This is a genomic window from Streptomyces sp. MMG1533, from assembly GCF_001279775.1.
Lineage (GTDB): Bacteria > Actinomycetota > Actinomycetes > Streptomycetales > Streptomycetaceae > Streptomyces.
Window position 1 is genome coordinate 42,771 of sequence record NZ_LGDG01000292.1, and the last position, 12,217, is coordinate 54,987.

At 67.0% G+C, this 12,217-nt stretch carries 7 protein-coding genes; 3 read left to right on the top strand and 4 right to left on the bottom strand.

The features are described from left to right. Nucleotides 1-15: 15 nt before the first annotated feature. Nucleotides 16-2,409, bottom strand: a complete 2,394-nt coding sequence (locus ADK57_RS46185; protein ID WP_053755800.1) for a DUF6049 family protein — start codon at nucleotides 2,407-2,409, stop codon at nucleotides 16-18. A 257-nt stretch (nucleotides 2,410-2,666) separates the two neighbouring features. On the opposite strand from ADK57_RS46185, the gene ADK57_RS46190 reads away from it, so the two are divergent. Beyond that, nucleotides 2,667-4,109 (top strand): CCA tRNA nucleotidyltransferase, encoded by a 1,443-nt coding sequence (locus tag ADK57_RS46190; RefSeq protein WP_053755801.1) that lies wholly within the window; start codon nucleotides 2,667-2,669, stop codon nucleotides 4,107-4,109. Between the two features lie 111 nt (nucleotides 4,110-4,220). On the opposite strand, the gene ADK57_RS46195 is transcribed toward ADK57_RS46190, so the two are convergent. The 3 genes from ADK57_RS46195 to ADK57_RS46205 all read right to left on the bottom strand — a co-directional run bounded on the left by ADK57_RS46195 (nucleotide 4,221) and on the right by ADK57_RS46205 (nucleotide 7,367). Continuing rightward, nucleotides 4,221-5,480: an MFS transporter gene (locus ADK57_RS46195; RefSeq protein ID WP_053755802.1), complete on the bottom strand. Its 1,260-nt coding sequence runs from the start codon at nucleotides 5,478-5,480 to the stop codon at nucleotides 4,221-4,223. A gap of 79 nt (nucleotides 5,481-5,559) precedes the next feature. Beyond that, nucleotides 5,560-6,642, bottom strand: coding sequence for an inositol-3-phosphate synthase (locus ADK57_RS46200; RefSeq protein WP_053755803.1), 1,083 nt, complete (start codon nucleotides 6,640-6,642; stop codon nucleotides 5,560-5,562). Nucleotides 6,643-6,686: 44 nt separating this feature from the next. Further along, the gene (locus ADK57_RS46205; protein ID WP_053755804.1) at nucleotides 6,687-7,367 is read right to left on the bottom strand and encodes a PadR family transcriptional regulator; all 681 of its coding nucleotides are present in this window, start codon (nucleotides 7,365-7,367) and stop codon (nucleotides 6,687-6,689) included. Nucleotides 7,368-7,753: 386 nt separating this feature from the next. Here ADK57_RS46205 and ADK57_RS46210 point away from each other — a divergent pair, with 386 nt between their 5' ends. Both ADK57_RS46210 and ADK57_RS46215 read left to right on the top strand, forming a co-directional pair. Next, a complete protein-coding gene (locus ADK57_RS46210; protein WP_078973698.1) occupies nucleotides 7,754-10,444 on the top strand; it encodes a transglycosylase domain-containing protein in 2,691 nt (896 codons plus the stop codon). A gap of 99 nt (nucleotides 10,445-10,543) precedes the next feature. Further along, nucleotides 10,544-12,073: a glycosyltransferase family 87 protein gene (locus ADK57_RS46215; protein WP_053755805.1), complete on the top strand. Its 1,530-nt coding sequence runs from the start codon at nucleotides 10,544-10,546 to the stop codon at nucleotides 12,071-12,073. Nucleotides 12,074-12,217 lie beyond the last annotated feature (144 nt).

Consider the following 12,217-nt stretch of genomic DNA (forward strand, 5'->3'; position numbering starts at 1 on the left):
CCGGCCACGACATCCTCAACGGTCCACTCTCTCACCCGTGCCGGACGGGTCTGCGCTTTCCGCTGGGGTGTCCGGTGCCGGGTCACTCGGCTGCTCCGGGTCGTCTGCCCGGGTGCGGGTGCCGGACTCCTCCTTGAGACGGTCTTCGGGGCCCTCGGGGTTCTCCGGTCCGCCTTCGGCCTGGTCCGCCCCGTCGGGGCCGTCGTTCTCGGCTTCACGGGCAGCTGCGCGTTTGCGCTGGGTGTACATCCGGAAGCCGGCAAGGACGAGCAGCAGGAAGCCGCCGCCGATGACCAGCATCACGGTAGCCGTGAACTCGGTGACCTTTACGTCGAAGGTCACGGGCTCGCCGTACTCCTGGCCGTCCTCGGTGTACAACTGGGCGATCACCGTGGCCTTACCGTTGGCCTTGGCCGTCGTGGTGAATTTCACCGTCTGGCTGTGACCGCCGGAGACCTCGACCGGCTGCTCGTAGTAGGACTCGCCGCCGATCTCGAGGCGCTTCGGGCTCAGCGAGGTGAGCCGCAGGACCAGGTGGTCCACGCCCTGCACCAGGTTGTTCTGCACGGTCACCGGGATCGTGGCGCTGCGGCCCGAGAGCTTGGTCTCGGATTTGTCGATCAGCTTGACCTGGTCGGTCAGTCCGTCGAGGTACGCCTTCACGTCGTCGCGGAAGCTGGTCGCCTCCGTGGCGCGGCCGCGCCAGGACGTGGACATCTCACGGTTCATGGCCCGCCCGAAGGGGGTCACCACCCGGGACTGGTTGGCGAGGATCACCTTGAAGCTGTCGAGCTTCTCCTGTGTGCCGGCGATCTGCTCGAAGGCCGATCGCGGCAGCTCCTTCTTGCGCAGCGAGGAGGGGTACTTGGACGCCGACGGCACCTTCGTGGTGGCTCCGGGGTCCGGCTTGGCGGTGGCGGCCTGCGTGAGCTTCCGGGACTCGGACCAGTTTCCGTCCTGCAGGGCCGTCACCGCTTCTGCCATGGCCTGGGCCTGGCGTGCCGACGGCATCCGCTGCGGGGCGACGACGATGCTGCGCTGCTTGTCGGTCTGGAGGTTGAGGGCGAGACTCTGGGCGAGGAACTGCTGCACCGAGAGCGTGGAGGCGGACGCCCTCATCAGGTCGCCCTGGAAGGCCGTCGACAGCCGGGCGTCCGCGACGACCGCGGTGGTGCCACCGCCGATGGGGCGGGCCGCTGAGGGCGTGTACGACAGGCCGCCCGTCTCCTGCAGGCTGTCGCTGCGGGTGATCACCTTGTCGGCGCCGGCGGAGGTGGCGACCTTGACGATGGACGGGTCGATCGCGCCCTCCACCGGCCAGGCGAAGTCGGTGACCGGTTTCACGTGGAGGATCGTCTCCACCGTGTTGTCGACGACGTCCGTGGCGTTCTTGAGCTGGCTCAGGGAACCGGTGACGCTCGTGCCGTTGTGGGCGAGGGAGGCGAGGTCCGGGTCGGCGAAGGGCAGCGCGACGACTTCCTTGCCCGCCACCGCCTGCTGCAGCTCGGCGAGCCACTGGTTGGCGAGCGTCTGATTCTGCTGAGAGCCCGGCCTGGTGGTGTTGCCCGACTTCACGCGGTAGGTGTTCGTCATCGCGTCGACCGAGGCCAGCAGGTCGGGGTCGACGACCCAGGTGACGTCGAGGTCCTTGCCGAGTGAGACCAGCTGGTCCAGGCGGCCACCCGGGGAGATTTCCTTGGCGAGGTCGTCGTTGCGGAAGACCGGCGTCTGCTGTTCGTTCGATCCCGTCTCCGCGGTCATGTGGACGGTGGAGACGAGCGGCCACAGGTACGTCGTCTTCGTCTTCGTGTCTGCCTCGCCGGAGTGCCACGGCAAGAACGTGCTCTGCGAGCCCAGCACCTGCTCCCAGGGCTGGGCGGCCGTCTCGCCGGAGAGCGAGACGGCGAACGGGTAGACCCCGCTGTCGCCGAGGTCGAGCTCGTCGACCGGTACGGAGATGGAGAAGTGCTCGGCGACGCCCGGCGTCAGCTTGGAGAACTCCTCGGCGTACTTGCCGCCGACCTCCGGGCCGGTGACGGCCTGGGTGTCACTGCTGTTCTTGGTGGCGTTGTCGACGGCCGAGCGGGTGGTCAGCTCGGTCCCCACCCTCAGGCCCACGTGTGCATCGGTGACGGCCTGCTTGCCGTTGTTGGTCACCGTGCCGGACACGGTCAGCGTGTCGCCGTCCGTGGGGGCACTGGGGCTGAGCGTGTCGAGGGCCACGGACACCGTGCCCGAATCCGCGGCGGTCTGCGCGGAGGCTTGTGTGGCGGCGTGCGCGGACGTGGCGGAGGGCAGCTGGCACAGTCCGGCCAGGAGAGGCGCCCCGGCGAGCAGTGCTCCGGTGCGCCGCAGCCAGCGGCGGGCAGGTGAGGGACTCGTCCCCTGGAAGTCTGCCGCCTCGGCCACGCGCTCGCCCGTCCCTCGTCGTCGTCAGTGGTCGTCGGAATGTGCGTCCACGCATGGTAACGATGTGCGCTGAGGGGAAGTGCCGCGGACCGCTCCACAAGATCGGGGGACGCAGCCGTGCTGTCCTGAATGTGCACGTATAAAGGGGGTCGCCTCCGTGCTCCTCAGGGACAGGCCTTGTGCAGGTCGGGGTGGAGAGTCTGTGAGCGTTTAATGGAGGAGCTCGTGGCCGCCCGGGCCACGTACCCTCTTCTGTTGTGCCGAACGCCAACGAAGACAACCCCAGCGCCCTGAGTCAGGTGCAGCACCGCGCGGTGAGTGAACTGCTGCGGGTCGCCCCTGTCGCCGACGACCTCGCCCGCCGCTTCCAGCAGGCCGGGTTCTCGCTTGCCCTGGTCGGCGGCTCGGTCCGGGACGCGCTGCTCGGCCGACTCGGCAACGACCTGGACTTCACGACCGACGCCCGTCCCCAGGACGTACTGAAGATCGTGCGGCCGTGGGCGGACTCCGTGTGGGAGGTCGGGATCGCCTTCGGCACGGTCGGAGCGCAGAAGGACGGCTACCAGATCGAGGTGACGACCTACCGGTCGGAGGCGTACGACCGGACCTCGCGCAAGCCCGAGGTGTCGTACGGCGACTCCATCGAGGAGGACCTCGTCCGAAGGGACTTCACCGTGAACGCGATGGCCGTCGCGCTGCCGGAGAAGGAGTTCATCGATCCGCACGGCGGCCTCGACGACCTCGCGGAGCGTGTCCTGCGCACGCCGGGCACCCCCGAGGAGTCCTTCTCGGACGACCCGCTGCGGATGATGCGGGCCGCACGCTTCGCGGCCCAACTCGACTTCGAGGTGGCTTCCGAGGTCGTGACGGCCATGAAGGAGATGTCCGAGCGCATCTTGATCGTCTCTGCCGAGCGGGTACGGGACGAGCTGAACAAGCTGATCCTGTCGGCGTACCCGCGCAAGGGCCTCACGCTGCTGGTCGACACGGGGATTGCCGAGCATGTCCTGCCCGAGCTGCCGGCTCTGCGGCTGGAGAGTGACGAGCACCACCGGCACAAGGACGTCTACGAGCACACGCTGATCGTTCTGGAGCAGGCGATCGCGCTGGAGGAGAACGGTCCCGACCTCACCCTCCGCCTTGCCGCACTGCTGCACGACATCGGCAAGCCGCGCACGCGCCGCTTCGAGAAAGACGGCAGGGTCTCGTTCCACCATCACGAGGTGGTCGGAGCGAAGATGACCAAGAAGCGGATGACTGCCCTGAAGTACTCCAATGATCTGGTGAAGGACGTCTCGCACCTGGTCGAGCTTCACCTGCGCTTCCACGGGTACGGCACCGGGGAGTGGACCGACTCGGCCGTCCGCCGGTACGTCCGGGACGCGGGACCACTCCTCGACCGGCTCCACAAGCTGACCCGGTCGGACTGCACGACCCGGAACAAGCGCAAAGCGGCCGCGCTGTCGCGGGCGTATGACGGCCTGGAAGAACGGATCGCTCAGCTTCAGGAGCAGGAGGAGCTGGACGCGATCCGCCCCGACCTCGACGGCAACCAGGTCATGGAGATCCTTGGCGTCGGGCCCGGTCCCGTTGTCGGCCGCGCCTACAAGCACATGCTGGAGCTTCGTCTGGAGAACGGGCCGATGGAGCACGACGAAGCGGTGGCAGCACTCAAGGAGTGGTGGGCCGAGCAGAGCTGAGGCCGTGAAACGGGGTCATGTTTCACGTGAAACATGACCCCGTTTCGGGGGAGACCTGATCGCGGATGCCCTCAGAGGCGGTGTTTCACGTGAAACATCGCTTGGTTCCACTCACTGGCGTTCAAAGCGGGCCAGCGTAACTGCCACTGCCCCGTAAATGACGGCGATCGTGACCACCAACGGCACTGAGCGGCCGTCCGGCGGCAGCATCAGGGCGGCTACGCCAGCGGCACCGACGAAGGCGACATTGAAGAGCACGTCGTAGACGGAGAAGATCCGGCCGCGAAAACTGTCCTCGACCGAGGATTGGACGATCGTGTCCGTGGCGATCTTCGCGCCCTGGGTGGTCAGGCCCAGCACGAAAGCCACGGCGAGCATGGGGGCCGTGGCGAACGGCAGGCCGAGGGAGGGTTCCAGGATCGAGGCGGCCGCGGCGCACACGATGATCCACTTGCCGGGCCCGAGTCGTCCGGCAGCCCAGGGTGTCACGACGGCGGCTGCGAAGAAGCCGGCGCCCGAGATCCCCAACGCCAGCCCCAGTAGGGCGAGTCCGTCGTCGGTGTTCGAGGAGAACTCGTACCGGCAGAGCATCAGCAGCATGACCAGCAGGGCGCCGTAGCAGAACCGCATCAGTGTCATCGCGCCGAGCGCCCGGGTGGCTTCCCGGCGTGAGGGTGCAGTGAGATGCCGCACGCCCGCCACCAGGTCGCGGGCGGTGCCGGCGAGTGCCACCGCGATCCGGGGCTTGACCAACTCACGGTCGGGACCCAGGAGTTCCGGCGCCATTCGCAGCGAGGCGAACGCACCGCCCAGGTACAGCAGGGCTCCCAGCAGCACCACGGCCGCATCGGAGTCCGCGACCACCAGCCGTACGACGAAGGCGAGACCGCCGCCCGCGGTGGCGGCGAGCGTTCCGGCGGTCGGGGAAAGGGAGTTGGCGATCACCAGCCGCTCCGCGTCGACGACGCGGGGCAGTGCGGCGGAGAGGCCGGACAGCACGAAGCGGTTGACAGCCGTGACGCACAGCGCGGAGACGTAGAAGAGCCAGTCGGGGACCTGGCTGACCATCAGGGCCGTCGCCGATGCCATCAGGGCGCGCACCAAGTTGCCGTACAGGAAGACCTGGCGGCGGCGCCAGCGATCCAGCAGGACGCCGGCGAAGGGGCCCACCAGGGAGTACGGGAGCAGCAGGATGGCCATCGCGGAGGCGATCGCGGTGGCCGAGGTCTGCTTCTCCGGCGAGAAGACGACGTAGGCGGCGAGTGCGACCTGGTAGACGCCGTCGGCACCCTGCGAGAGCAGACGTACGGCGAGGAGGCGTCGGAAGTTCCGGAAGCGGAGCAGGACGCGCAGGTCACGGACGACGGCCATGGGGCACAGCCTCACATACGCAAAGGGCCCCCGGGCGTAATGCCTCGGGGACCCTCAACAAGCCGAAAAGACAGATGCCTTAGCGCTCGACCTCGCCCTTGATGAACTTCTCGACGTTGGCGTAGGCCTCGTCGTCGAAGTACTGGACCGGCGGGGACTTCATGAAGTACGAGGACGCCGACAGGATCGGGCCGCCGATGCCTCGGTCCTTGGCGATCTTCGCGGCACGGAGGGCGTCGATGATGACACCCGCGGAGTTCGGGGAGTCCCAGACCTCGAGCTTGTACTCCAGGTTCAGCGGGACGTCACCGAAGGCGCGGCCCTCGAGGCGGACGTACGCCCACTTGCGGTCGTCGAGCCAGGCGACGTAGTCGGACGGGCCGATGTGGACGTTCTTCGCGCCCATGTCCCGGTCGGGGATCTGGGAGGTGACGGCCTGCGTCTTGGAAATCTTCTTGGACTCGAGGCGGTCGCGCTCCAGCATGTTCTTGAAGTCCATGTTGCCGCCGACGTTGAGCTGCATGGTGCGCTCGAGACGGACACCGCGGTCCTCGAAGAGCTTCGCCATCACGCGGTGGGTGATGGTGGCGCCGACCTGCGACTTGATGTCGTCGCCGACGATCGGGACGCCCGCCTCGGTGAACTTGTCCGCCCACTCCTTGGTGCCGGCGATGAAGACCGGGAGGGCGTTGACGAACGCCACCTTGGCGTCGATGGCGGCCTGGGCGTAGAACTTCGCCGCGTCCTCGGAACCGACGGGCAGGTAGCAGACGAGGACGTCGACCTGCTTGTCCTTGAGGACCTGCACCACGTCGACCGGGGTCTCGGCGGACTCCTCGATGGTCTCGCGGTAGTACTTGCCGAGGCCGTCGAGGGTGTGGCCACGCTGGACCGTGACGCCCTTGTTCGGGACGTCGCAGATCTTGATGGTGTTGTTCTCGCTGGCACCGATGGCGTCCGAAAGGTCGAGGCCGACCTTCTTCGCGTCGACGTCGAAGGCGGCGACGAACTCGACGTCACCGACGTGGTAGTCGCCGAACTGGACGTGCATCAGGCCGGGGACCTTGGACGCCGGGTCGGCATCCTTGTAGTACTCGACTCCCTGCACCAGCGACGCGGCGCAGTTGCCCACGCCGACGATGGCTACGCGAACCGAACCCATTCCGGTTGCTCCCTGTGTGTACGAGTGAGGCCCTGGCAGGGGCCTCACGTGGTGGTGTCGCCGGGCGTATCCGGACCGGAGGTGTCCCCGGTCCGGGGCAGGACGCCCGGCGCTCCCTCTGTGGTGTCGCGAGCGGGTGCTTCGTGGGCGGAACCCTTCAGGTCCCGTCCGGCCCGCTCGCTCTCGATGAGCTCGTTCAACCAGCGCACTTCGCGCTCCACGGACTCCATCCCGTGGCGCTGGAGCTCAAGCGTGTAGTCGTCGAGGCGTTCCCGGGTGCGGGCCAAAGAGGCGCGCATCTTTTCCAGGCGCTCCTCGAGCCGGCTGCGGCGACCCTCAAGGACGCGCATGCGCACATCACGAGAGGTCTGCCCGAAGAAGGCGAAGCGAGCGGCGAAGGTCTCGTCCTCGTACGCGTCTGGCCCCGTCTGCGAGAGGAGCTCCTCGAAGTGCTCCTTACCTTCCGCCGTCAACCGATAGACGATCTTGGCGCGACGCCCTGCGAGTGGTGCGGCGAGGGCGTCCTCGGGGGTGTTCCCCGGCTCTTCGATCAACCAGCCGTTCGCGACCAGCGTCTTGAGGCAGGGGTACAGGGTTCCGTAGCTGAACGCACGGAACACGCCCAGTGACGTGTTGAGTCGTTTGCGCAGCTCATAGCCGTGCATCGGGGATTCGCGGAGCAGGCCGAGTACGGCGAACTCGAGGATGCCGGAACGTCGGCTCATCGTCGCCTCCCCTCTGCCGCGACCCGTCGAGACGGGTGCCGTGACGGTCTTTATGCCGAGCTGATGTATCGACTCGATACATCCAGACGATAGAACGGCCTTCCGGATGCGGCAAGAGGGGGGACGGTGAACGGGATCACATCACTGATTCATGGGAAGCGAGTTGCCTGATTTGGGGTGAACTTCTGGGCTAGGCGGGTTTTGACGGTGCGTAGTCTGTGCGCCATGCACACCACCGGGAACCGAGTGACGACTGGGGAGCGTCGTCGTCCTTGGTGCAGTACGGGTGAATGCAGGACCGACCACATCCGTACTTCGGGGGGACCGGAAACCAGCCGCCGTTTCCAGGCGCGCAAAGGTGCGCCTGCCCGAGGAGTAATCGTTCGATGAGCGAGCACCGTCGCAAACCGCCGCAGCCGCAGGGAGGCGGACGTGCCGCGGCCCGACGCGGCCAGTCCGGCTCGTCCTCCGGTCGCCGCGCGGCACCGCGAGGCGCCACCGGGTCACCTTCCGACTCCTATGGGGCGAGCTCCCATGAGTCGGATTCCTACGGTCCGGGAGGTCAGGAGCGCCCGCCCGGCGGCCGCGCCGACGCGCGCCGGGCGGCACAGAGAAGTGGTGGCGGCCGACGCAGAGCCGCCGAACCCGCCGGCCGCGGTGGCCGGCGCGGTGGCCCGAACGGCCCCGGGCGGGGGCGTCCTGCGGCTTCCGGCAAGAAGCGGCTGATCGACTATCCACGTGCCGGCAAGTACGGCGTGGCGCGCTGGGTGCCGTCGTGGAAGCTGGTGACAGGAATGTTCATCGGCTTCTTCGGAGGCCTGGTCGCGGTCGCGGGCGTTGGGTACGCACTGGTGAGCGTCCCGAACATCGACCAGACCGCGACGGCGCAGAACAACGTCTACTACTGGGCCAACGGCACCGAGATGGTCGCCACGGGCGGCGAGACGAACCGCCAGAACGTCAACCTCTCGCAGATCCCCAAGGCGATGCAGTACGCCGTCATCTCGCAGGAGAACAAGACCTTCGAGACCGACAGCGGCATCGACCCAAAGGGCATCGCCCGCGCCGTGTTCAACATGGCCAGGGGCGGTGAGACGCAGGGTGGCTCGACCATCACCCAGCAGTACGTGAAGAACGCGATGCTGAACGACCAGTCCCAGACGGTCTCGCGAAAGTTCAAGGAGATCTTCGTCTCCATCAAGGTGGGCGCCACGGTGTCGAAGGACGACATCATGGAGGGCTACCTGAACTCGGCGTACTACGGTCGCTCGGCTTACGGCATCCAGGCAGCCGCCCGCGCCTACTTCAACAAGGACGCCGTCGACCTGAACGAGGGAGAGTGCGCCTTCCTTGCGGCGACACTCAAGGGCGCCACGTACTACGACCCGGCGGGCTCGACGTCCATCGACCCGACCGGTGCCAGTCCCGCCGCCAACCAGAAGCGGGCCCTGACACAGATGCAGGACACGCTCGACAAGATGGTCGAGTACGGCCATCTGAACCCCACGGTGCGGGCCAAGTACACCAAGCTCCCCGACTGGAAGAACCCGCGCTCGAACAACGAGCTGAGCGGCCAGGTGGGCTACCTCGTCGACCTCGCCAAGGCGTACCTGATCAACAACGACATCATCAGCGCCGACAAGCTGCAGCAGGGCGGCTTCTCGATCTACACGACCTTCGACAAGAAGAAGGTCGACGAGCTCGAGAAGTCGGTCAAGAAGGTCCAGAAGGCGAACATCAAGCCCAAGGAACGCCCGAAGACGGACAAATACGTCCAGTTCGGCGGAGCCTCTGTGGATCCGACGACCGGTGCCATCAAGGCCATCTACGGCGGTGAGGACGCGACCAAGCACTTCACCAACAACGCGGACGCCACCGGTGCGCAGGTGGGTTCGACGTTCAAGCCGTTCGTGCTCGCGGCGGCGATGAAGTGGGGTGTGCGGGATCCTGACGGTCCCGAGTCGCAGGCGCAGGACGAACGCACCGTCGTGTCCCCGAAGAGCCTGTTCAGCGGCGAGAACGATCTCAAGATCAAGAACTACGACGGGTCGATCTGGAAGAACGAGAAGGGGAAGGAGTGGCTCCAGGAGAACGACGGCCAGGAGTCGTACGGCACTGCGCCGAAGTACAACATCGACCTGCGTGAGGCGATGCGGGAGTCGGTGAACTCCGCCTTCGTACAGCTCGGCATGGACGTCGGGCTGGACAAGGTGAAGGAGTCGGCCATGGACGCCGGCCTCAAGGAGAACAGCCTTGCGGGCACGAGCTTCCCGTCCTTCTCCATCGGTATCTCCGACCCCAGCGCGATCCGCATGGCGGGTGCCTATGCCACGTTTGCGGCCAGCGGCAAGCAGCGGGAGCCGTTCTCGGTTCAGAGGGTCACGAGCAAGGACGGCTCGATCTACACGCACAAGGACGCGCCCAAGGACGCGTTCGAGGCGAAGGTCGCCGACAACGTCACGGACGTCCTCAAGACCGTCGTCGAGAAGGGCACGGGTACCAACGCCCAGCTGACCGGACGTGAGGTGGCGGGCAAGACCGGTACCACCGACGGCAACAAGTCCGCCTGGTTCGTGGGCTACACCCCGCAGCTGTCTACGTCGATCACCATGTTCCGGATGGACGACGACGAGTCCAAGAAGAACCGCGAGTTCCTGAAGATGTTCGGAACGGGTGGCCAGGAGAAGATCCATGGTGCCTCGTTCCCGTCCGAGATCTGGCACGACTACATGGAACAGGCGCTGAAGGGTGTGAAGGCGGAGCCGTTCCCGACTCCGGAGCCCATCGGCGAGATCGTCAACGACGTCCCGAGTCCGACGCCCACTCCCACGGTCAGCGAGACGCCGTCCGCCACTCCGACGCCGAGTCCGTCGCCCAGCGAGACGACGACGTCTCCGTCGCCCACGCCGACCGAGAGCTGCCAGTTCGACTGGCAGTGCACCGGTGACACCACCGGCGGGACGGACACCGGAGGCACCGACGGAGGTGTGTCCTCCACACCCACAGCCACGTCGACAGACACGAACGGCAACAACGGAAACAACAACGGAGGCATCTTCGGAGGCCCAGCCGGTTAGCCGTCATATCGCCCGCTGAGGGTGTTTCACGTGAAACAGGGGCCGTCGCACCCACCAGGTGCGGCGGCCCTCGGCGTATTCCTAGGCGCGTACGGCAGGATGTGCGGCATGCCCAGTGCAGAATCGACGCCAACGAGCGTGCACGAGCCGGACGTGGTGCGGCCGACCAAGAACGACGAGGTCGCCAGGAGCGGCAGCGAGCTGATCGGTGGCCCCGTCGGGCGGCGTGCCCTGCTCGGGACGTCCTGGTGGACTCCCGTCCGGATCATCGCTCTCGTGGCGATCGGCATGTTCGCCCTCGGCCTGGTCCAGAAGGCGCCCTGCTACAACGGGGCCTGGTTCTTCGGCGCCAGCTCGCAGTACACGCATGCGTGCTACTCGGACATCCCGCACCTCTACCAGGGGCGTGGCTTCGCCGACGGGCTTGTGCCCTACTTCGACAAGCTCCCCGGGGACATGCAGTACCTCGAATATCCGGTGCTGACCGGTGTGTTCATGGAGGTCGCCAGCTGGCTCACGCCCAGCAGCGGCAGCATCCAGGACCAGGAACAGTGGTACTGGATGGTCAATGCCGGGATGCTGATGGCGTGCGCGGCCATCATCGCCGTCTGCGTGACCCGTACGCACGCCCGGCGCCCCTGGGACGGCCTGCTGGTGGCCCTGGCGCCTGCCGCCGCGTTGACCGCCACCATCAACTGGGACCTGCTGGCGGTCGCTCTGACGGCCGCTGCGATGCTGATGTGGTCGCGGGGCCGCTCCCTCGCCTTCGGCGTTCTGCTGGGGCTCGCCACGGCCGCGAAGCTCTATCCCTTCCTCCTGCTCGGCCCGTTGCTCGTGCTGTGCTGGCGCGCCGGCAGATGGCGTGAATACGGGACGGCTCTGGTGGGCGCGATCATCGCCTGGCTGGTCGTGAATCTGCCGGTGATGTTCTTCGCCTTCGACGGCTGGTCGAAGTTCTACACGTTCAGTCAGGAGCGGGGTGTCGACTTCGGCTCCTTCTGGCTGATCTGGTCCCAGAACTCGAGCAACCCGCCCAGCACCGAGACCGTCAACACGATGGCCACGCTGTTGATGCTGGTGTGCTGCGGGGGCATCGCGGCGCTTGCGCTGACCGCCCCGCGCCGTCCCCGCTTCGCTCAGCTCGCCTTCCTGATCGTCGCGGCGTTCATCCTCACCAACAAGGTCTACTCGCCGCAGTACGTCCTCTGGCTGGTGCCGCTGGCCGTGCTGGCCCGGCCCAAGTGGCGGGACTTCCTGATCTGGCAGGCGTGCGAGGTGGCGTACTTCCTGGGCATCTGGCTGTACCTCGCGTACACGACCAGCGGAGACGCCCACAAGGGTCTGCCGACCGACGGCTATCACTGGGCCATCGCCCTTCACCTGCTGGGCACGCTGTACCTGTGTGCGGTGGTCGTGCGCGACATCTTCATGCCGGAGCGGGACGTGGTGCGCCGGGCCGGCGACGACGACCCCTCCGGTGGCGTGCTCGACGGCGCGGAGGACGTCTTCGTCCTCGGCCCCGCCGCTCATCCGCCGCGGCACGCGGCCCACTTCGACGGTCCTCAGGTGGAGTGGGGCAGTCGGGGCGCGGTGGCCTCAGCTGAGCCTTCTGAGGGCAGTTCGCTCTGAGCGAACGGGGCATGGGTGACCCACGCGAAAGGCCGTACACGGGTTCTTCCGTTCTAGTGGTCGTTGCAACACACCAGCTCAGGGGACGCGATGGACTTCAAGATCCGGGAGGTCCGGACAGCTCAGGGACCCAGAGCCCTGCTG